The 22,442-nt window shown below is 36.3% G+C and carries 22 protein-coding genes; 3 read left to right on the top strand and 19 right to left on the bottom strand.

Features of this window, described 5'->3' with window-relative positions; genetic code table 11:
* Positions 1–119: 119 nt before the first annotated feature.
* The 3 genes from JEM49_RS03240 to JEM49_RS03230 all read right to left on the bottom strand — a co-directional run bounded on the left by JEM49_RS03240 (position 120) and on the right by JEM49_RS03230 (position 1,734).
* Positions 120–848, bottom strand: coding sequence for a YebC/PmpR family DNA-binding transcriptional regulator (locus JEM49_RS03240; RefSeq protein WP_003626106.1), 729 nt, complete (start codon positions 846–848; stop codon positions 120–122).
* A 90-nt stretch (positions 849–938) separates the two neighbouring features.
* On the bottom strand, positions 939–1,454 hold the full coding sequence (locus JEM49_RS03235; RefSeq protein WP_201873647.1) for a VanZ family protein: 516 nt from the start codon (positions 1,452–1,454) through the stop codon (positions 939–941).
* A gap of 94 nt (positions 1,455–1,548) precedes the next feature.
* Complete coding sequence (locus tag JEM49_RS03230) at positions 1,549–1,734, bottom strand: type Z 30S ribosomal protein S14 (RefSeq protein ID WP_087175667.1); 186 nt, start codon at positions 1,732–1,734, stop codon at positions 1,549–1,551.
* Positions 1,735–2,125: 391 nt separating this feature from the next.
* Here JEM49_RS03230 and JEM49_RS03225 point away from each other — a divergent pair, with 391 nt between their 5' ends.
* Positions 2,126–3,751, top strand: coding sequence for an APC family permease (locus JEM49_RS03225; protein ID WP_201873646.1), 1,626 nt, complete (start codon positions 2,126–2,128; stop codon positions 3,749–3,751).
* A gap of 40 nt (positions 3,752–3,791) precedes the next feature.
* On the opposite strand, the gene JEM49_RS03220 is transcribed toward JEM49_RS03225, so the two are convergent.
* The 4 genes from JEM49_RS03220 to JEM49_RS03205 all read right to left on the bottom strand — a co-directional run bounded on the left by JEM49_RS03220 (position 3,792) and on the right by JEM49_RS03205 (position 9,413).
* Positions 3,792–4,748: an alpha/beta hydrolase gene (locus JEM49_RS03220; RefSeq protein ID WP_201873645.1), complete on the bottom strand. Its 957-nt coding sequence runs from the start codon at positions 4,746–4,748 to the stop codon at positions 3,792–3,794.
* Between the two features lie 153 nt (positions 4,749–4,901).
* Positions 4,902–6,377 (bottom strand): glycoside hydrolase family 1 protein, encoded by a 1,476-nt coding sequence (locus JEM49_RS03215; RefSeq protein WP_201873644.1) that lies wholly within the window; start codon positions 6,375–6,377, stop codon positions 4,902–4,904.
* Positions 6,378–6,424: 47 nt separating this feature from the next.
* Positions 6,425–8,449: a beta-glucoside-specific PTS transporter subunit IIABC gene (locus tag JEM49_RS03210; RefSeq protein ID WP_201873643.1), complete on the bottom strand. Its 2,025-nt coding sequence runs from the start codon at positions 8,447–8,449 to the stop codon at positions 6,425–6,427.
* Positions 8,450–8,579: 130 nt separating this feature from the next.
* Positions 8,580–9,413, bottom strand: coding sequence for a PRD domain-containing protein (locus JEM49_RS03205; protein WP_025005127.1), 834 nt, complete (start codon positions 9,411–9,413; stop codon positions 8,580–8,582).
* Between the two features lie 214 nt (positions 9,414–9,627).
* Between JEM49_RS03205 and JEM49_RS03200 the strand changes: the two genes are divergently transcribed.
* Positions 9,628–10,782, top strand: a complete 1,155-nt coding sequence (locus JEM49_RS03200) for a glycerate kinase family protein (RefSeq protein WP_201873641.1) — start codon at positions 9,628–9,630, stop codon at positions 10,780–10,782.
* Between the two features lie 4 nt (positions 10,783–10,786).
* Here the strand turns inward: JEM49_RS03200 and JEM49_RS03195 are convergent, their stop codons facing one another.
* The 12 genes from JEM49_RS03195 to murB all read right to left on the bottom strand — a co-directional run bounded on the left by JEM49_RS03195 (position 10,787) and on the right by murB (position 21,708).
* On the bottom strand, positions 10,787–11,254 hold the full coding sequence (locus tag JEM49_RS03195; RefSeq protein ID WP_025005128.1) for a low molecular weight protein-tyrosine-phosphatase: 468 nt from the start codon (positions 11,252–11,254) through the stop codon (positions 10,787–10,789).
* Positions 11,255–11,257: 3 nt separating this feature from the next.
* Positions 11,258–11,971: a hypothetical protein gene (locus JEM49_RS03190; protein ID WP_098044051.1), complete on the bottom strand. Its 714-nt coding sequence runs from the start codon at positions 11,969–11,971 to the stop codon at positions 11,258–11,260.
* A gap of 9 nt (positions 11,972–11,980) precedes the next feature.
* Complete coding sequence (locus JEM49_RS03185; protein ID WP_025005130.1) at positions 11,981–12,808, bottom strand: Cof-type HAD-IIB family hydrolase; 828 nt, start codon at positions 12,806–12,808, stop codon at positions 11,981–11,983.
* A gap of 9 nt (positions 12,809–12,817) precedes the next feature.
* On the bottom strand, positions 12,818–13,633 hold the full coding sequence (locus tag JEM49_RS03180) for a Cof-type HAD-IIB family hydrolase (protein WP_025005131.1): 816 nt from the start codon (positions 13,631–13,633) through the stop codon (positions 12,818–12,820).
* Between the two features lie 93 nt (positions 13,634–13,726).
* Entirely contained in the window at positions 13,727–15,079 is a 1,353-nt protein-coding gene (glmM, locus tag JEM49_RS03175) for a phosphoglucosamine mutase (protein ID WP_025005132.1), read from the bottom strand.
* A 30-nt stretch (positions 15,080–15,109) separates the two neighbouring features.
* Positions 15,110–16,069 carry a CdaR family protein gene (locus tag JEM49_RS03170; RefSeq protein ID WP_201873640.1) on the bottom strand — a complete coding sequence of 320 codons (960 nt, stop codon included), beginning with the start codon at positions 16,067–16,069 and terminating at the stop codon, positions 15,110–15,112.
* Positions 16,066–16,908: a diadenylate cyclase CdaA gene (gene cdaA, locus JEM49_RS03165; RefSeq protein WP_025005134.1), complete on the bottom strand. Its 843-nt coding sequence runs from the start codon at positions 16,906–16,908 to the stop codon at positions 16,066–16,068. The genes JEM49_RS03170 and cdaA overlap by 4 nt, the downstream gene beginning before the upstream one ends.
* Before the next feature lie 57 nt (positions 16,909–16,965).
* Complete coding sequence (locus tag JEM49_RS03160) at positions 16,966–18,039, bottom strand: ABC transporter substrate-binding protein (RefSeq protein ID WP_201873638.1); 1,074 nt, start codon at positions 18,037–18,039, stop codon at positions 16,966–16,968.
* Positions 18,036–18,851, bottom strand: a complete 816-nt coding sequence (locus tag JEM49_RS03155) for an ABC transporter permease (protein ID WP_025005136.1) — start codon at positions 18,849–18,851, stop codon at positions 18,036–18,038. Before JEM49_RS03155 ends, JEM49_RS03160 begins: the two co-directional genes overlap by 4 nt.
* Positions 18,848–19,660, bottom strand: coding sequence for an ABC transporter permease (locus tag JEM49_RS03150; protein ID WP_025005137.1), 813 nt, complete (start codon positions 19,658–19,660; stop codon positions 18,848–18,850). The genes JEM49_RS03155 and JEM49_RS03150 overlap by 4 nt, the downstream gene beginning before the upstream one ends.
* On the bottom strand, positions 19,650–20,747 hold the full coding sequence (locus JEM49_RS03145) for an ABC transporter ATP-binding protein (protein ID WP_014919107.1): 1,098 nt from the start codon (positions 20,745–20,747) through the stop codon (positions 19,650–19,652). The genes JEM49_RS03150 and JEM49_RS03145 overlap by 11 nt, the downstream gene beginning before the upstream one ends.
* Positions 20,748–20,811: 64 nt before the next feature.
* A complete protein-coding gene (gene murB, locus JEM49_RS03140; RefSeq protein WP_025005139.1) occupies positions 20,812–21,708 on the bottom strand; it encodes a UDP-N-acetylmuramate dehydrogenase in 897 nt (298 codons plus the stop codon).
* Positions 21,709–21,805: 97 nt separating this feature from the next.
* Here murB and JEM49_RS03135 point away from each other — a divergent pair, with 97 nt between their 5' ends.
* Complete coding sequence (locus JEM49_RS03135; RefSeq protein WP_012211636.1) at positions 21,806–22,339, top strand: 3'-5' exonuclease; 534 nt, start codon at positions 21,806–21,808, stop codon at positions 22,337–22,339.
* Positions 22,340–22,442: the final 103 nt, after the last annotated feature.

Genomic DNA, 22,442 nt, shown 5'->3' with positions numbered 1-22,442 from the left:
ATTTAATACGCAAAAAAAGGCGATTCTTTTCTGAGAAATTTAAAAAATTTTATTTTTTTAGAAAAAAGAGCAAAAAAATAACCCAACCAAATTGGTTGAGTCATTTATCTATTTAATAATTAGTCTTCATCAGCTGCTGCAGTGTAAACATTTTGAACATCATCACTATCTTCAAGAGCATCAACTAAGTGTTCAAATTGTTCCTTCTTGTCTGCTGGAACTGGAGTGGTGTTTTGTGGAATCATAGTCAATTCAGCATCTGCAAGCTTGTAACCATCTTTAATAAGTGCGTCACGAACATCTGCAAATTGCTTTGGATCAGTGTAGATTTCAAATGCATCATCACTGGTTTGAAGATCGTCACCACCAGCATCCATTACATCAAGCAATACTTGATCTTCATCAGCATCAGTAGTTGAACGGTCAATTACGATGTAGCCTTTACGATCAAACATGTAGGCAACAGAACCAGTAGCGCCAAGTGAACCACCATTACGAGTGAAGGCAACACGAACATCTGAAGCAGTACGGTTCTTGTTATCAGTCAAAGCTTCTACAAAAACAGCAACACCACCTGGAGCGTAGCCTTCATAAGTGATTTCATCGTAGTGTTCTTCTGAACCACCTTCAGCTTTTTTGATTGCCCGCTTGATGTTGTCCTTAGGCATGTTGTTTGAACGTGCCTTATCAATTACCATACGTAAGGTAGGATTCCCATCAGGATCAGGACCACCACTCTTTGCAGCCATATAAATTTCACGAGATAACTTTTGGAAAATTTTACCTCTCTTTGCGTCTTGCGCATTCTTGCGGCCTTGAATATTGTGCCATTTTGAATGTCCTGACATAAGGATCCTTCTTTCTTTTTTCTAATATTAATTAACGATATTATCTTAACTCACAGCACCTCAAAATTCAATGGTGTCAAATATTTAAAACTATTTTTTCTTCGTCGAATACTTATTTTTCAAAAATAGAATTAACATTACTAAAATAATCGCCGTTAAGGCACCAGATGCATCCAATATTACGTCATGTACGCTCGGTGTCCTATCTCCAGTCAAAAACTGATGATATTCATCAAAAGCCGCAAAAGCAATAGCCGCAAACCAGGTCAAAATTGGAGCTAGCCATTTAATTTTAAAAATGCGGCGCAAGCCTAAATAGCCAAAGCCACCTAATAAAAAGTATGAGCCAAAATGGGCCATCTTACGCAGAACAAATTGAGCAAGTCCTGCTCTACCATCTAGTTGTGTATTATGAAGGCGCCCACCATATGTAAAATTCCAGCCAGCTACAATATTTTCAAGCCAGCCAAAATATTTACTAACTGTGCCATCATGCAATTCCTGTTCATGATATGTCATTGAACTAGAAATAAATAAAAATACCAATACCAATAAAGCTAACAACAAAAAAAGCTTTTCTCGTTTCGTAAAATGAAATTTCTCCATAACTCTTTCCCTTAGTTTGATTTGAATAACTTCTTTTTACTTTAACAAAAAAAGCGGACTACGTTTAACTTTTTCATGTATTTTATAATTATTTTTACCAACTAGCTTTCTTTACGCCTGGAAGTTGACCTTGATGTGCTAAATCACGCATGCATTCTCTGCAAAGTCCAAACTTCTGGTAAATAGAATGCGGACGTCCACAGCGTTCACAACGCGTATATTCTCTAGTTGAAAACTTTGCTACTTTTTTATTACGAATAATTTGTGATGTTTTTGCCATAAAAACCTCTATCTATGTCTTCTAATTCTTTCTACAGCAAGCTTCTTCTCCTTAGTTAAGAAATACAAGCCTACAAAAATAATACCGATTGCAATAAATTGAGCGTTCATTAGCATCCTCCCCTTTCGTTTTCATTTTTATTTTTATTTTTATTTTTCTTACTTTTTGTTAGTTTTATTATGCGCGCTTACATTAAATAAGTGAAGTGCTAAATCAAAAATAGAAAGCGCTTTACACTGGTCCTAATAGTAATTTGTAGGTAAAATTTATAGTTGTAACAAGAGAGGAGACCGAATGCGCGAAAAATTTAAAAATAAATCGCCGGTATTTTCGTCTATCTAGTGGGAGTAAATAATTTTTAGATTTAGATATAGAAAAGGATGAAAATTACTTGGACGATTTAACATCAACAAATAAAATGAAAGCCATCACTTGGCCTGTTTTGACCTTGATGGCACTTTGTACTGTTATCGGCTTGGACGATATCATGTACAACTTCCAAAACCAAGGGATGCCAGTTATCACCTCTTGGATTATCATGTGTTTGCTTTATGTAACACCTTACTCATTAATGGTAGGACAATTAGGTTCTACGTTTAGTGAAGAAGGTGGTGGACTTTCATCATGGGTCCGCGGTACTGACGGAGAATTTTTAGGTTACTTCACTGCTTGGACATACTGGGCAGCCTCAATTCCTTATGCTGTAGACTCCGCTAACGAAATCATTGTCGACCTAGGTTGGGCATTGACCGGTTCAAAGGGATTCCAAGATAAAATTCCTACTACCATGTTTGCTGCTTTGACTTTCGTTGTGTTCATTGTTTTCATTATCGTTGAACACCACTTTGCCAACTCAATGGAATTCCTTTCCAGTATTGGTGGTGGTTTGATGGTCATTATGACTGTCTTGTTTGTTTTCCTTGCCTTTGTTGGTTTGGCAAAATCAGGCGGCCACATGGCTACCCAACCATTTACTTGGCACACAATCATTCCTAAATTCGACTTGCACTACTGGTCAACCGTCGGAATGTTAATCTATGCCATGAACGGGTGTGAACTGGTTGCACCATATGTAACTAAGATGAAGAAACCTAAGTCAGACTTCCCTAAGGCAATGATTACTTTAGCTATCATGACTGCTTTCTTAACTATCCTTGGTTCATTTGCACTTGGTATCTACTTTGACGCATACCACATTCCAAACGACTTGAAGATGAACGGTGCTTACTACGTATTCGACATGGTTGGTAAACAATTCGGTATGGGTAAATTCTTGCTTTACCTCTGGGCTTGGACATCATTATTGTTCAACTGTGCCTTGGTTGCCGTATTGCTTGATGCCATGACTAGAATGCTTATCTCCGATACTGGTGATAAGTACATGCCTAAGTTCTTACGTAAGAAGGACAAAAACGGCTTACCAATTAACGGTTACATCTTAACTGTTGCCCTTTCATCATTCATCATGATCTTAGGTATCTTCTTACCTGACATGAACGATATCTTCAACTGGTTGCTTAACTTGAACTCAATCGTTTCACCAGGTGTTACCTGCTGGATCTTCTACTCATTCATGAGAGTAAGAAAGAACTCAAAGAAGTACCCATCAAAATATGTCTACATTAAAAACGATAAACTTGCTTGGCTTGTTGGTCTTGCCTTGTTAGTTGTTACTGCCGTAGCAACCATCCTTGGTTTTGCACCACAAGATGTTAAGCAAGGCAGTGGCCTTTGGTGGTACGAATTGATCATTAACATTGTAGCCGTAATCGTACTGATCGGTCTGGGTGCAATTTTGCCAGGTATTAGACGTCGTGAAGAAGAATACGGCATTGCCTTTGACAAATCACAATGGATTTGGATGGGAATTTTAATTATCGGTTCTATCATTCTTGATGTATGGCTTGGCAGTACAAAGATTCCAGCAAAAATCACAATGATTATAGTTGAAGCTATCGCTGCATTAATCATTACTTGGATTGTTGGACGAAGAAAACCTGCTAATGCGACAAAATAATACAACAAAAAGAAGCTAGAATTTGATCTAGCTTCTTTTTTTACAAATATTTACTTAAAAATTGATCTACACGTTTTTCATATTCTTTAGGGTAAGTTTCAAATGAACGAGCATGCGTTGCCTTTTTGGCTACCCACAGCTGCTTTGGTCCTTTAGCCGCAGCATAGTTTGCATAAACCATTTTGGTTGGTACAAATTGATCGTTGCCACCATGAATAAAGAACATCGGCTTATTATTCTTTTTCACTGATTTAACAGATGATGCATCCCCTAAATAAAAGCCTAGATTTGCCTTGCTAACAACGCTCAATATATCAACGGCTGCTGTAGCTACAAGTTTTGGCATATGGTATAGATCTTGTGCTTCATGCAAGAATTCATCTTTAACACTTGTATAACCACAATCTTCAATATAAGCCTTAACCTGCTTAGGCATCTTAATACCACTAGTCATCATAGTAGTAGCACCACCCATGCTGACGCCAAAGATTACTATTTTTTGATTCTTGCCTTCTTTAGCTATATCTTTTTCTACCCATTTACGAACGTCATACTTTTCAGGCCAGCCATAACCAATGTACTTACCTTGGCTTTGACCATGTGCACGAGCATCAGGAAGCAAAACGTTATAGCCTAATTCATGAAACATGCCTGCATATGGCCCCATGGTATCTTTATTGTTGCCAAAACCATGAAGAATCACTACAGTCTTATGCGAGTTCTTAGCTGGAATATAATTTGCATCTAAGCGATAATCACTTGTAGCCGACTTCATATACCAGTGTTGCTTCTTTACCTTGGCATACCATTTCTTTTTGGCAGCCAATGGATCTTTTTTCGTATTGTGCGAATATTTATTTAATACACTTTTTTCACCAGGCGTAAAAGCAACGTTAAAAAAGTATGCTTCACCTGCTCCAATTAGTGCTACAAGTACGGCTGCTACTATCCCTATCGTTAGCCAAACTTTTTTGTGCTTTTTATCATTCCTATTCAAAATGTCAACTCCTATACAAAACTAAAGAGTTTATTATACACTCTTTAGTTTTGTATGGAATATTGACATTTATAAAAATAAGTACTCTGTTTATATATACAAAAAGAGAGATGAGCAAATCATCTCTCTTTCTTATACCCATATTTTATGCAATTAGCCTAAATCTTCACCGTTTGAAGCAATAACCTTCTTATACCAATCAAAGGAATCCTTAGGCATTCTCTTTAAAGTTCCTTCACCGTTATCATCACGATCAACATAGATAAAGCCGTAACGCTTAGACATTTGACCAGTACCAGCTGAGACTTCATCGATACAGCCCCAAGTAGTGTAAGCACGAACATCAACGCCATCTTCGATCGCACGATTCATGGCTTCAATATGCATTCTCAAGTAGTCGATTCTGTAATCATCATGAATCTTGCCGTCATCGCTAATCTTATCAACAGCGCCAAGACCATTTTCTACAACCATCAATGGCAATTCGTAACGATCGTACATTACTTCGAGGTAATATTGCAAACCATCTGGATCAGTTGCCCAGCCCCATTCAGAATACTTAAGGTATGGGTTCTTAGCACCGGCTGCGAAGTTACCACCAACTTTATCTTCAATCTTGTGCGTAGTCACCACATTACTCATGTAGTAAGAGAAGGTGTACATATCGACAGTACCTTCAAGCATATCTTTCTTGTCTTGTTCAGTAATATCAAGATGTACGTTATGTTCCTTCCAAAGACGCTTAGCGAACGTTGGATACTTACCCTTACATTGTGCATCCCCACAATAGAAGATATCTTGTTCCCACATATGACGGTTAAGCAAAATATCCTTTGGATCTGGAGTAAGTGGATAATCAACGATACCACAAATCATGTTACCTATTACATAGTTTGGATCAATTTCGTGAGCCAGCTTAACTGCACGAGCACTTGCTACAAATTGATAGTGCAACTTTTGATATGCGTGTTGGTAAACCTTATCATCATCTACTTTATTTCCGAATGAGTTAAGCATTAATAAAGTAGTATTAATTTCGTTGAAAGTTAACCAGTACTTAACCAATCCCTTGTATTCATTAAACAAAGTCTTGGCATATTTAACGTACATGTCGATCATCTTACGATCGCCCCAGTCATGGTACTTTTCACTGAGGTAAAGTGGATCTTCATAGTGAGAAATAGTAACTAATGGTTCAATGCCATACTTTTTACATTCTTCAAAGACATTACGATAAAAATCAAGTCCAGCTTGATTTGGCTTTTCTTCATCGCCCTTTGGGAAAATTCTAGTCCAAGCAATTGAAAGACGGAAAGCTTTAAAACCCATGTCAGCAAACATCTTAATGTCTTCCTTATAGTGGTGGTAAAAATCAATCGCTACATGGTTAGGGTAATAACTATCAGGATCAATCGCACCAACAGCTCCTTCAGGCAACCCCGCACCTGGCATAGCTAGTGTTTTTTCTAACTTACCATTCAACTTATAAGTCAACATTCTTGGTGCATCAAGACTACCGGCAGTTGTTATATCAGTTACTGATAAACCCTTACCATCAACATCATATGCACCTTCAATTTGGTTAGCAGCGGTAGCACCACCCCATAAAAAATTCTTTGGAAATGACATCTTTATCTCTCTTTCTATTATTGTAAGCAGTTACAGTTCATTATAGCCTAATTAATTTGAACTTGACCAGATACTTTAGCTCCTTCATCTTCACCTTGCAAAGATAAGATTTCTTGACCAACTTTAACTGCACCGTTAGCAACTTGGTTAACACTTTCATATTTCTTTGAATTGGTTACTACAACTGGAGTAGTTACTTCATAACCAGCCGCCTTGATATCTTTAATATTAAATTCAACTAATGGATCGCCAGCCTTAACTTCTTGGCCTTTTTGTACAAGAGTCTTAAAGCCTTTTCCTTGTAAGTTAACTGTATCCATACCGATGTGCATCAAAACTTCTGCACCGTCAGTAGTGTTAATTCCAACAGCGTGACCAGTTGGGAAAACAAGAGCAATCTTACCATCAGCTGGGGCGTGAAGAACACCTTCGTTTGGTTCAATAGCTACACCTTGACCCATGGCACCACTTGAGAATACTTCGTCTTTAATTTCTGATAAAGGTTTTACGTCACCGTTTAATGGTGAAACTAATTTTGTAGATGGATTTAATTTTTCTTCATTTTCACTTGCAGCAACAATTGGATTATTAGCAACTTCTGTTGCTTCGTTAGCTGCTTCAGCAACCTTTTGAGCTTGTTTCTTGTTGTATTCAGCATCAACTGATTTCTTACCGAAGATTAATTGCAAAATAAAACCAACGATAAATGCTACGACTGCGGATACAATAACACCAATAACTGGGATCATTGAACCACCTTTTGGATTAATGTAGGCAGGAATTGCAAAGAATCCCATTGAAGGCATCATGTAAAGTACTGAATGGAAGATACCCATAATTGCACCAGAAATGGCACCACCAATACAACTTAAAACAAATGCAGTTTTTCTTGGTAAAGTTACACCATAAATTGCTGGTTCAGTAACACCGAAGAGTCCTGAGAAGAAGGCACCAATTGCTGTATCTTTTAACTTCTTGTCCTTAGTTTGTTTAATAATTGCCAATACAACACCAATCTGTGCGTAACAAACCATACAAGTAAGAGCCAAAATTGGATCATAGCCTAAAGCTGCAATATTAGTTGTTGATACAGCAACCAAGCCCCAGTGAACACCGAAGATAACAAGTACTTGCCACAATGCACCAACAACCACACCGGCAACAATTGGACTAAAGTTGTAGATACCGGCCATGACTGCACCAATGGCATCACCAACCCAAGTCATTACAGGACCGATAACAATAAATGCAACTGGTAAAGTAATAATAATAGTAAGCGCAGGTACAAGGAACATTTGCACAACCGTTGGAATCCATTTCTTTGCCCAGTGTTCGATAACGGAACCAAACCAAACAGCAAAGATAACTGGCAAAACAGTTGAAGTATAGTTCATAGTAACCACTGGAATGCCAAAGAAAGTTGTATGAATTTCAGAAGCAAATGGCGTACCTTGGAACAAAGTACCTAATACTGTTTTACTTGAAGCTAAACCAACCATCGTTGGGTAAGTTAATACAGCACCAATGGCTAAACCAATAAATTGATTCATGTGGAATCTTCTAGCAGTAGTTACACCCAAGAATATTGGTAAGAAGTAGAAGATACTATCACCAACGGCGTATAAAATTTGATATGCACCAGAAGTTTTTGAAAGCCAGCCCATTGCAGCTGCTAAAACAACTAAACCTTTGATAATACCGCCGGCACTAAGTGGTGCTAGGATATCAGTAAAGATTCCTGAAATTAAGGCAACAGCTTTATCAATGAAACTTGAATTATCATCTGCAACATCGTCATCAGGAACTTGACCACCGCCTGGGAAGCCTCCTTCCTTTAATACAGCATCGTAGACATCAGCAACCTCATTACCGATAACAACTTGATATTGTCCACCGGCCTTTACGACAGTAACAACACCGTCAGTATCTTTTAAGGCATCATCGTTTGCCTTTTTTTCATCCTTTAATTTAAAACGTAAACGTGTTGCACAGTGAACAACACTATTGACATTGTCTTTACCACCAACATCTTGAATGATGGTTTTGGCCAAATTATCATAATTCTTAGCCATTAGTCTTTCCCCCTCAAAATAAAAACCCAAGCTACTCAAAAACTAAAGAACATAAATCATGCTCAACGTCTTTCAGTAACTTGGGTTAATGCCTAATTCTCTTAGTAACATACCTAAGTAACTTAGATATTTAGTTTTCTTGGCGACTAGTTACTCGCCAAATATGTAAAACCAAGTAAAATTTGTCATCTGTATCTAATGTCCAATTCATCTTGGCTTGTAAGTAAGTTGCGATTCGTTCTGCGGTTTCATAAGCTCTGCTGTATTTGATCTTCATGAAACCAAGCATCGCTGGATCAAGCGGTGCCTCATCCTTATGCTTATTTCTTAAAAATCTAACCAATAGAATACGCAAATGTGAAATAAAGCGACTGTAATTAAAAGAACTTGTATCGAGCTGCATCGAATATTGCAGTTGAATAATATCAATAATTCCATTAATCAAATTAGTAATCTGAACAGTTTCCTGTACTTGTGCCACATCACTTTTAGCATTGACTAAGTGATATGTCATAAAAATAGATTCACTTTCAGGTAATTCAATTTGCATGTTTTGATTAATTAGCTTTACCACCTTTTTAGCTACCACATATTCTTTGGGGTATAAATTTTTAACTTCCCAATTATTATTGGCTGGATCAATATCGATATGATCCTTAACCCTGGTAGCTGCAAAGTCAATGTGATCTGCTAAAGCAAGGTATTGAAAGTCATTAAACTTAACCTGAAGCAGCGGCTCAACCAACTGGATTATTTTATCAGTGACTTCCATTGTCTTGGGGTTAAACCTCTTAACTTGGTCAACTTCGTCTTTAGTAACAAAACGACGCTCAATTTTACTTTCATCTATCGGATCGCCCTTCTTGAGGCCAAATCCCACGCCCTTGCCTAAAACAATCTCTTCTTGACCTTGATCATTCATGGCTAAAGCAGCACTATTATTAAATGTTTTAAGGAATTTCACTGATACTCCTCACCACCCTGATATAAACAAAAAAGCTACTACGAAAATAATATACTCTAAGTATACTATAACTATTCGTAGTAGCTAAGACCTGATCGTATCAGTAATCCGCTCACTTACAGTTATTATAATAGCCAAAATTGTAAGCGGTGTCAATAGAACTTTGTAAAAAAGGGTAAATCATTTTAAAATATATGAAAAGCGAGGTATTCAAATGAAATTTGTCTTAGCGCCTGACTCTTTCAAAGAAAGCATGACAGCTTCAGAAGTATGTCAGGCAATGAAAAAAGGAATAAAAAAAGCCATTCCCGATGCAGAAGTAGTTTCTGTACCAATGGCTGACGGCGGTGAAGGTACAACCGATTCTTTAATTGATGCAACTAATGGTCAAAAACATTTTCTTAATGTGACTGATCCATTAGGCAAAAAAGTTAATGCCTATTATGGCATTTTAGGTGATCAAAAAACTGCAATCATCGAAATGGCACAAGCTAGTGGCCTAACGTACGTTGACAAAAATAATAGAACCCCTGAAACTATTATGAAGACTACTACCTACGGTACTGGTGAATTAATTAATGATGCATTAAAGCATAACGTAAATAAAATTATCATTGGTTTAGGCGGCAGTAGTACTAATGATGGCGGCGCCGGCATGGCACAAGCAATTGGTGTAAAATTTTTTGATCAAAATAATCATGAAATAACTAAAAAACTTGGTGGTGGTGATTTAAACCAAATAGCTAAAATAGATCTTTCTGCCATTAATCCTCGACTAAAAGACGTTCAAGTTTTAATAGCTAGTGATGTTACTAATCCGCTTACCGGACAAAATGGTGCTTCTGCCGTCTTCGGTCCACAAAAAGGTGCAGATGCTCAGGCAGTGAAAAAATTAGATCAAAACTTATCACACTATGCTGCACTTATTCAACAAACCTGCAAAAAAGACGTTGCCACAATTCCGGGAAGTGGAGCTGCGGGCGGTCTTGGCGCTGGTCTTCTCGCCTTTACAAATGCCACAATTCATCATGGTGTAGAGCTTATCGCTCACGAAACTCATTTAGCTGACAAAATTAAAGGTGCAGATTTTGTTTTCACCGGTGAAGGTGGAACTGATTTTCAAACTAAATTTGGTAAGACTCCTTATGGTGTTGCTCACATCGCTAAAAAAGATAATATTCCCGCTATTTCACTAGCAGGTTATTTGGGTGAAGGGATCGAACAACTATATGATGAAGGTTTTACCGCTATCTTCGGCATTCTTGATAAAGCTGAAGATATACATCAAGCACTAAAAGACGGACCCAAAAATATTGAGCGTACTACCGAAAATATCGTGCGTTTAATCATAAGTACGAAAAAAGGATGAGCTTTTACTCATCCTTTTCATTTGCTAATTTTTTAACTAATGCGTCGCATCCCTTATAAATTTCATTATACGCAGTATCAAAATCATTCGTATACCATGGATCATCCACATCTTGGTAAGAACCTGCAAACTCTAGTAATTTATGTTCCTTATGTTGAGGATCCCCACCTGTAATGCGATTCATATCTGCAAAATTTTCTTCATCCATACAAATCAAATATTCATATTTATCATAATCAGCAGCAGTCATTTGACTTGCTCGATGACTACGATCGTATGGAATCCTATTCTTCTCTAATTCTCTTTGAGCTCTAGTATCAATTGATCTACCTAATGCATCTTGCGTTGTAGCTTTAGATTCTGCCAAATATGAATTTTCTAATCCATTTTCTTTAATTAAATGTTGCATAATTGCTTCCGCCATAGGTGAACGACAAATATTACCATGGCAAATAAACAAAATCTTTTTCATCTTTTATTTTATCCTTTTCATTAGACTAACGATAAATGGCCATCCAATAGCAGTACCTATTGCAATTATTAGCCCTAACCATATATTAGAGGACAAAGTTACCAAAATACCACTATAAACTCTGCTTTGAAGTGATGTCATCACTTCATTAGAGAAAATCCATAAAACGACAAATGATCCTAGTGCTGCAATTGTCAACGGTATTGAGGCCCAAGCACGACCAAAAATAATTAGAATAGCTGCTAACAAAAATAATAAACCTACGCCAAAAATAGAATATTCATAAATAATGATAACATGAGAAATCTCTTCTGATTTTTCATCCAGTTTATTATTAATCTGTTTTACTAGATATTCATTAATTATTTCCTCTAATTTTGTTTTACTAGTCAATCCTAAATCTGTGGTTGATAATTTTCCTTTTTCATTATACTTTTCACATAATCGATATAAGTCAGCATAAGACATTTCAATTTGATATTTCTTAGGCAATTGATCTAATAAAGTTTGCTCTAGCCCTGTATCTTCTAGCAACTGCACACCAATTTTTAAGTTAGAATTATCAGACTCCTGAACAACTCGATTAATCACTTCTTTGCCCATTGCCTGCGTATCATTAATTTTTAAACTAACATTGCTTGTTAACAGTAGGAAAAAGGAAATCACCGTACAAGCAACCATGATTAGGCGCAATAGTATGTTTACTATACTTTTCATATCATATATCTACCTTTTTTCTGCTTTTTCAAAAATCAATTTATTAATTGCATATGCTATTCCAGCTTCGTCATTAGACTTGGTAACAAAATCGGCTTTATCTTTAATTGCATCGATGGCATTACCCATAGCTACTTTGTTAAAATCGGCAACTTCAAACATTGACATATCATTGCCTTGGTCACCGAAAATCATCACTTCATTATCGTTAATATTTAATTTTTGGGCTAATTCATGCACTGCATTACCTTTTGAAGCATCCTTTTTATTAATTTCCCAGATTTTTGGATCGCTTCGTGCCACATTATAATTTTGTTTAAAATCTGGTGTAAATTGCTGACCTAATCGATCCAGCTTGTCTTCTTCTCCAGTAAATTCAGCTTTAATAAACGTGAAATCACGAGGTATTTCAGCGAAATCTTTAACTACAAAAGGAGTAGCACTAACCGCCGACATCTTAGCCATTTGCGTAGAAATTAATCGATCTAAAGTCACATAATCATGCTTTCTCATAAAGTGAAGATTAATCCCAGGATTTTGTTCTTGAATGCTCAGCATTTTCTTAAATTCGGCATAATCAAATTGATGACTAATTAAAACTTTTCCAGAAACAGATTGAACTAACCCACCATTATATAAAACGGCATAATTATCTTGACCAATTATTCCCAAATCTTCCATATACGGAACTACACCTGGAAGTGGGCGACCTGATGCTGGCACAATTTTTATACCAAATTGATCTGCTTTTTTTAATACTTCTTTGGTCTCTTCACCAATTTGATTATTGGACTGCAAAAGAGTGCCATCCATATCAACTGCAATTAACTTAATCATTACTTATCCTTACAAAACAAACTTCTTCAAAGCCTTGGCAATACCATTGTGATCATTATCATCTGTCACATAGTCAGCTTTATCTTTAATTGTGCTGATCGCATTTCCCATTGCTATTTTCATAAAGTTAGGATTCGAAAACATAGAAATATCGTTTCCTTGGTCACCAAAGATCATCACATCTTTTTGATCAATCTTAAGTCTGCTTGCCAAATCCATCAAAGCATTCCCTTTAGAAGCACCTAACGCATTTAACTCGATAATACTATCAAAACTACGTACGATATCATATGTGTCAAAAGCCCAGGATGGCAAATTATTCCAAAGTTTTTCAACTTGATCACTGCCTTCCCACGAAGTAAACCCTACTTTATTAAAGGTAAAATCTTGTGGAATATCCTTACGTTCTCTTACTTTCATAATATTGTTAGTCAAGGCAGCGTTAATTTGCATTTGGACAGATAAATCGTGATCACAGGTCAAGAAATACTTAGTAGTCTCAAAGTGCACATTAACATGACTTAAACGTTGGAAGCGAAGCATGTTGTTAAAATCTTGATAATTAAGCTCCTGACTCATTAATACTTTACCAGCAATAGTTTGAATAACCGCTCCATTAAAAACAATTGCATATTGGTCATCACCTGATAATCCCAATTGCTTTGCAAATGATAAAACGCCTGAAAGTGGTCGACCTGTTGCTAGTACTACTTTTATTCCATTTTCAGAAGCGACCCTGAGCATTCTTTGCGTTTCCGGTAAAATTGTATTACTACTTGATAATAAAGTGCCGTCCAAATCAACTGCAATTAATTTTATCGCCATTTTTATTCCTCCCTTGACTAAAAAACAAAGCTATTTTTAATTATACAAAAAGCCGTGAGCCAACTCACGACTTTTAGTTTGAATAAATAATTATTACTTACCCATTTCCTTTTCAACTACTTTAACGATGCGGTCAACGTATGCATCAGTTTCTTCTTGAGTAGGACCTTCTGCCATTACTCTAAGAAGATCTTGAGTACCTGAAGGACGAACAAGTACACGACCATTGCCGTTCATATCTTTTTCAACTTCAGCAATTACATCAAGAATTGGCTGATGTTCTTTCCAGCTCTTCTTATCCTTAACTGGAACATTTACTAAGCATTGTGGGTAATCCTTGAAGTCCTTTAAGAGTTCACTAAGTGACTTGCCAGTCTTCTTCATTACAAGCATTAAATGAAGACCACTAAGCATACCATCACCAGTATTGTGATAGTCGCTCATAATAATGTGACCTGATTGTTCACCACCAAGGTTGTAACCATGAGCACGCATTTCTTCAGAAACGTAACGGTCACCAACTTGAGTACGGATATTCTTTAAGCCTTCCTTTTCAAGAGCCTTAGTAAATCCGAGGTTACTCATTACAGTTGTAACGATAGTATCCTTCTTAAGACGTCCATGTTCAGCTAAATATGAACCGATAACGTACATAATGTGGTCACCGTCAACTTCATTACCGTTTTCGTCAACAGCAATACAACGATCGGCATCCCCATCAAATGCCAAGCCAAGTTGTGCACCTTGCTTAACAACTTCTTTTTGTAAGTTCTCAGTATGAGTTGCACCACAGTGATCATTGATGTTTAAACCATTTGGATGAGTGTAAATAGTAGTAAAGTCTACGCCACAGTCAGCAAACAATCTAGAAATAAGAGCACTTGAAGCACCATTAGCACCATCAATTACTACTTTAATACCACTTAAATCTTCTGGAATAGTATTTTCGATAAATTGTAAGTACTTAGCACTACCTTCATGGAAGTCAGTAACAGTACCTAAGCCTTCTGCAGAAGGACGTGGTAAAGTATCTTCCTTAGCATCAATTAACTTTTCAATTTCTTCTTCCATTTCGTCTGAAAGTTTCAAGCCATCGCTACCAAAGAACTTAATACCATTGTCTTCAACAGGGTTGTGAGATGCTGAAATTTGGACACCAGCATCTGCACCTTGTGCTCTAACTAAGTATGAAAGCCCTGGAGTAGTAATTACACCAACTTCAAGAACTTCAATACCAACTGAAAGAAGACCTGAAATAAGTGCATATTCAAGCATTTGACCAGAAATACGAGTATCGCGAGAAACTAAAACTTTAGCTTGTTCGCCTTCCTTTTTGTTCTTAGTCAAAACATATCCACCATCACGACCTAATTTAAAAGCCATTTCTGGAGTTAAGCCTTGATTAGCTACGCCACGAACACCATCAGTTCCGAAATATTTAAGCATTTAATAAACAACCTTTCTTGCTACCTAAATTTAATTATTTACGCTCTTCACTTTAATCACTATCTGTACATATGAAGGGTCAGCTCGAGCAACACCCTTAGGCAATACCAAAGGATAGTTCTTCACTGTTGAAGAATGAATCTCCTTCAAATCAACATCAACATCCAATTTCTTTATTTTAGCTAATGTTGACTCTTGCCCATAGAGAGTAACTTCATCATTCTTAGCTGTCACCGAATATACCTTATTACTATCTTCGTTTTTAGGTTTCAAATTCAATTTGAACTTTTTATGTGATAAAGAAATAGGAAGTCTTGCTCTTACTGTAGATGGATTAATTACCACATTTAGCTGACGCCCCTTATTATCTTCAGCTACCAACATCACTTGTCTCTCATAGGAGTGATTAATACCATTAGGCAAACCTAATTTAGCTACAATTTGATCAATTTGATTAACTTCGCCTTTTGCTCCTGTGACTTCAACTTTTTGTGGATCGACGCTGGCCGTTCCAATATCATATCCATCTGCAACAGCATTTTTATTATACTCTATTTGCACTGGCATGGTACTAGATTTTCGTCGTTCAATGTCTACATTAACGGTAGCCGGGTTAATCGTATACGAAAGTTGACTATTGAGTCCAGTAACTTGAACTTTAACCGTTTGTTTTCCTGTCTTTTTATGAGTTAAATCAATATATGCTCTAAAACTTTGAGTATTAACAGTTGAAGTCACCAATGCATTTGATCCCTCTAAAGTAATCTTAACTTTTTCGGGATAGCCAACTACGTAATACTTATCAGTATCTACAGATACTTGCAAGGGTACACTAATTGTCTGAGTTTCACTAGCTGTTTGCCGAGTTTTCTTTGGTTCACCTTGAGTGACAAAACCCGTTTGGGTTGAATCAATATAAACTACTAACAAAATAGCAAATAATAGCGAGACCACTCTGATAAACCAACGTTTATCCCAAAAATCTTTCATCGGCCCGCACCCCATTTCCAAACTTTGTTAATTACTCGACGAATCCAAGGAATTTTCTTTTCTTCTTTAGGTACCAGTTGCGCATTAAGATATTTAAGATACTCTTCTCTAGTTAAATCTAGTAAGAAGCGTCCATTTTTAGTAATTGTAACGCCACCGGTTTCTTCTGATACTACAATTGTCACAGCATCTGTAACTTCAGAAATTCCGACGGCTGCACGGTGTCTAGTTCCCAATCTTTTCGGAATCATGCTGCTATCAGATAAGGGCAAATAAGCTGCTGCTACTGCAATTCGGTTATTATTAATAATAACCGCACCGTCATGAAGTGGCGTATTAGGAATGAAAATATTGATTAATAATTCACCGGTAATGTCAGCATCAAGCTTAATCCCAGTTTCAATATAATCATCCAAACCCGTATCCTGCTGGATAGTAATCAATGCACCGATACGTCTTTTAGACATATACTGAATAGCCTTGTCCAATTCTTGCACCATCTTCACAGACTTAGCATGAGCACTTTCACCACGCCCACTAAAAATTGGTGTCCGACCTAATCTTTCTAGTCCACGTCTAATTTCTGGTTGGAATATTACAATAATTCCAATTACTGCCCAGGATACAATTTGATCGACTATATACGTTACGGCATGCAATTGTAATAAACCAGCGATAATTCTCACAATAAAGATAAAAACTATCCCTTTGGCTAATTGCACTGCTTTGGTACCCCGAATTAGCATAATCAAGCGATAAACTAAATACCAAATGATTAAAATATCGAGAGCAATCGAAAAATTATTCCATGTAAATAAGTTAGAGAAATTAAAATGCATTTACGACTCCTTTCTATCTTGATTATAACTGACCAGCTGTAAAAAACATATCCACTTTTAGCGGGCATACATCTTAAATTCTAAAAACAGGTCATTATATTCTTGCGTCTTCTTAGGACCTAAATCTTTAAAGACTTGCAAGTTTCGCAGCGTTTTTTCATCAGGATAAAATTGCTTATCTTCTCTTACTCTCTTTGGCAACAAATGCTGCGCCTTAATATTTGGCGTTGCATATCCTACATATTCCGCATTTTGTGCCGCATTTTCAGGTTTAAGCATAAAATTGATAAATTGAAGAGCCGCTTTTTTATTTTTGGCAGTTTTAGGAATGACAAAGTTATCAAACCACAAGTTGGAGCCTTGTTCTGGCACAATATAGTGTAGATGTGGATTATTTTCCATCATTTCATGTGCTTCCCCTGACCAGGTTACCCCAATAGCGGCTTCATTTTGAATCATATACATCTTCATCTCATCAGATATAATCGCTTTAATATTAGTACCTAAACTATCTAGCTTTGTTTGCGCTAGACGTAATCTTAAACTGCTCGTAGTATTCATAGAATAGCCTAATGAAACTAAAGATATTCCCATCGCATCCCTAGCAGAATCCACTAATAAGATCTGATTGCGATATTTTTTAGACCAAAGATCATTCCAATTTTTAATGGCACCTTTTTTGACAAATTTATCATTATAAACAATTCCCAACGTTCCCCAGAAATAAGGGACTGAGTAATCATTGTTTTGATCAAAAGATTTGTGCAAAAAACTCTTGCCGATATATTTCATATTAGGGATTTCTTTTTTATCCAGTTGATCTAGTAAATGAGCCTTGCGCATTTTGGTAACCATATATTCAGAAGGAATAGTTAGATCGTAAGCTGTTCCTCCCTGCTTAATCTTGGTATACATTGCTTCATTAGAATCAAAGGTTTCATATACCACATGATAACCAGTCTGCTTTTCAAACTTTTTTACTAATTGCGGATCTAAATAATCGCCCCAATTGTAAATGATTAAGTTTTGTCCGTTACCTGCAGCAGCCGGCTTTTCTAATTGATGAGCCCAAAACGCAAGTCCTAAACATGCTAGAAGAATTGCTCCAATGGCAATGATGATTTTTTTCATTTGACCAATCCTCCTATTACCCTATGATTCTTGCGTCTGCTCTTTTTAGTGGTAATAAAGTAATATATTCCTACTAAAAGTAAGACGAACAAAAACATCACTGTACTTAAGGCATTAACTTCTAGATCAATCCCTTGACGTGCTCTTGAATAGATTTCTACAGACAAAGTTGAAAAGCCATTTCCAGTAACAAAAAATGTCACGGCAAAATCATCTAGTGAATATGTTAATGCCATGAATAAACCGGAAAAAATGCCCGGCATGATCGTCGGAATCAATACGTGACTAAACACTTGCCATGAATTAGCACCTAAATCTCGTGCGGCATCAATCAGAGAGTAGTCCATTTCGTTAAGTCGCGGCAAGACCATCAAAACTACGATTGGAATAGAAAAAGCAATGTGACTAAGTAAAACGGAGCCGAAATTTAATCCTATTCCTAATGCAGTAAAGAAAATCAAAAAACTAGCACCAATAATCACGTCAGGTGAAACCATCAATACATTATTTAATGCTAAAGTAGTATTTTTATGTGCTTCTTTTTTCATGGCACTAATCGCAATCGCACCAAAAGTACCAATAATCGTCGCAATTAAACTAGAGAGAAGTGCCAATAAAATCGTCTCTAAAAATATTGCTAGTAAACGATTATCTTGAAATAAAGTTTGATAATGAGCAAAAGTAAAATGCTCAAACTTATTCATATTTTTTCCACTTGAAAAAGAGAAATAAATCAAATAAAAAATAGGCACATATAATAAAACCAATGTGAAAGAAAGATAGATTCTAGCTATTAAATGCTTGTTTCTCATAGATTAACCTTCTTTCTCTTAGTCTTCTTATTGGTAAGAAGCATTACCAATATCATCAATACGATCAAAACCACACCAATCGTGGCACCCATGTTCCAATTCATGGTTGTCATGAAATACTCTTCGATTGCGGTACCTAAAGTTATAACTTTGTTACCACCAATTAAACGCGTCAACATAAATAGTGATAACGATGGAATAAAGATCGCTTGCACACCACTTTCAACTCCAGGACGGGACAATGGCCATAATACATAGCGAAATGTTTGCCACTTGCTTGCTCCCAGATCTTCTGATGCTTGGATTACCGCTGGCGAGATTTCTTTAATTGCATTAAAAATTGGCAAAATCATGAATGGAATTTCAATGTAAGTTGCAACAAAAATAAAAGCGAAGTCGGTAAATAAAATATTTACGGGGCCGATGCCAAACAAGTGCAAAAACTTATTTACTAGACCGTTATTACCCAAAATCCCAATAAAAGCATATGCTTTCAATAATAAATTAATCCAAGTTGGCAAAATAATTAACAAAAGCCATAACTGTTGATTTTTCATCTTGGTTAAAAAATAAGCCGCAGGATACGAAATCAGTAGTGTAATTAAAGTAATTAAAAAGGCATACCAAAACGAATTAATCATCATTTTAAGAAAAGTACCGTTCTTAAAAAATGTAACGTAATTACTTAAAGTAAAGCTATGACTACTATCTGTGAACGAATACCATAAAATAAGCAAAATTGGCAAAATGACAAATAAAATAATCCAAGCCAAATATGGGACTAAAAAGAAAGCTTTTTTAGTTTTCATTTTCATCCCCCTCATACTTCTCTATCCGCGCATCAAAGTCTTCCTGACTTTCATTAAGCCGCATAACGTGAATATCTTCGGGATCAAAGAACAAGCCCACGCGTTCACCCAATTTCACTCCATTAGTTGAATGAATTAGCCACTCATTTTCATTAGCATCTACAGCTTTGATCTCAAAGTGATCACCTAAAAATAATTGTGTTTGCGCAGTAACTACAATATTGCCTTTTTCAGGTGCAACAATATCCAAATCTTCAGGCCGAATTACCACTTCAACCTTTTCGTTTGGTTTAATCCCACCATCCGCACATTTAAACTTATTATTAGCAAATTCAACTTCATAATCTTTAATCATTCGTCCTGATAAGATATTAGAATCGCCAATAAAACGCGCAACAAAATCATTAACCGGTTCATCGTAGATCGCAACAGGACTACCGCTTTGTTGGATCATGCCATCGTTTAAAACAAAAATTTCGTCACTCATCGAAAGAGCTTCCTCTTGATCATGAGTAACAAAAATAAAAGTAATCCCAAGCTTCTTTTGAATAGCTCTCAATTCAAATTGCATGTCTTTACGCAAACGCTTATCAAGAGCCGACAGCGATTCATCAAGTAGCAACACTTTTGGTTCATTAACAATTGCCCGGGCAATTGCGACACGCTGTTGTTGACCACCACTAAGTTCAGAAATCTCACGATTAGCATACCCATCCAGGCGCACCATATGGAGGGCCTCTTTAACAGCGGGCTTAATTTTATCCATCGGTTGCTTTTTAATCTTTAGACCAAAAGCAACATTTTCAAAGACATTTAAATGCGGAAAAAGTGCATAATTCTGAAAGACAGTATTAATATGTCGCTTAGCTGCATCTAAATCTGTAATGTCTTTTCCATCGAAAAAGACTTGCCCACTACTTGGTTGTGAAAAGCCAGCAATAATACGCAAAATAGTTGATTTACCAGATCCACTTGGGCCAAGCAAAGAATAAAATTTTCCCGATTCAATTGTTAAATTAATATCCTTAAGCGCAACGAAACCATCATCATATTGCTTAGTAATGTGCTTTAACTTAATAATATCCATTTCCATCCCCACATGAAAACAGCTACAAGTTTGATAGCCTGTAGTTTGTTTTAGTTAATCTATTCTATTTTTCTTTACCGATGATTCTTACTTCCGTATGTAAATCAATATCATATTTTTCTTTGATTACTTTTTGAATCAAATGAATCAAATTAAGATAATCTGTGGCAGTAGCTCCGCCCTTATTAACAATAAAGCCAGCGTGTTTGGTTGAATCTTGAGCACCACCAACTTGTTTACCTTGCAAACCTGCTTTAATAATCATTGGCCCTACGAAGTGACCTGTTGGTCGTTTAAATACACTACCACATGAAGGATACTCAAGCGGTTGCTTATAGCGACGCAATGCATTTAAATAATGCATATGATCTAAGATTTCCAACCTATCTCCTGGAGTTAATGAGAAGGTAGCGCTAAGTACGATGTCACCATTATCCTGCACTAAAGAATGACGATAACTGAATTCCATTTCTTTATTGGAATAAGTCTTAAATTCTCCGGCTCTTGTTAAAACATTGACACTTTCTACTACTTCTTGCATTTCACCGCCATAGGCCCCGGCATTCATAAATACGCCACCGCCTATACTACCTGGAATTCCTGCAGCAAATTCCATGCCGCTTAGTCCATGATGGGCTGCTGTAAAAGCAGTATCAACAATTTTTGCGCCTGCATCAGCTGTTACTTTATTATCTTTTACTTTTATTTCTTTTAAATCCGTTAAAATAATAACTAAACCATCTATTCCGCCATCGCGAATAATCAGGTTTGAGGCATTACCAATAATCGTTAATGGAATCTTATTTTCACGAGTAACTTTCACTAATTTTTCTACTTCATCAGTGCTCTTAGGAAAGGCTAAGTATTCCGCTTCCCCACCAGTTTTAGTAAAAGTATATCTACTTAATGGAATTTGCTCTTTAATATTAATTCCTTGTTTTTTCAGATCAAGTAATTCCACAATTTTGCCTCCTTATAGTTTCTTGTTTTATTTTACATCATATAGAGCCTAGCTTCACCCATAATAATGTGATACTTTATTTTCAAAGGAGAAAATTATGAATTTTATTGCAATGGATTTTGAAACAGCTAATCATTTTCCTGAAAGTGCTTGTTCTTTAGCTTTAGTAATGGTTAGAGACAATAAGATTGTAGATCGTTTTTACACAGTGATTAATCCGCAAATGTCTTTTGATGCTCGCAATATTCAAGTACATCAAATTACTGCCGATGATGTCAAAAATGCACCGACCATGGCTGAGGTTTGGCCAAAAATAAAGGGGTTATATCAACCAGGTATGTTAGTCGCTGCTCATAATGCTAGATTTGATACCAACGTGATGCGTCAAAGCCTAGCTCGTTATAACATCGAAGAACCTCATTATTTGGTCATCGATACTTTAGCTACAAGCAAGTTATTTGAGCCTGAACTACCTAATCATAAGTTAGATACAGTTTCAGATGCTTTAGATGTAGAACTATGGCACCATCACAATGCTCTAAGTGATAGTGAAGCATGTGCAGGAATTTTAATTAATCAAAATAAAAAATTCGGTGACGAAGCAATTAAAAATTTGATTTATCAAATATAAAAAATGATCTAGGACATGAATGAAGTGAGACCTAAAAGTGAGACACTTTTAGGTCTTTTACTATGTCTAAATTTAATAAAGAACAAAAAATAGAAATTTATCG

Origin of the sequence: Lactobacillus sp. A27, from assembly GCF_016742815.1 — a bacterium.
GTDB classification, from domain to species: Bacteria; Bacillota; Bacilli; order Lactobacillales; family Lactobacillaceae; genus Lactobacillus; species Lactobacillus gallinarum.
This window is presented reverse-complemented; position numbering and strand designations above follow the sequence as displayed.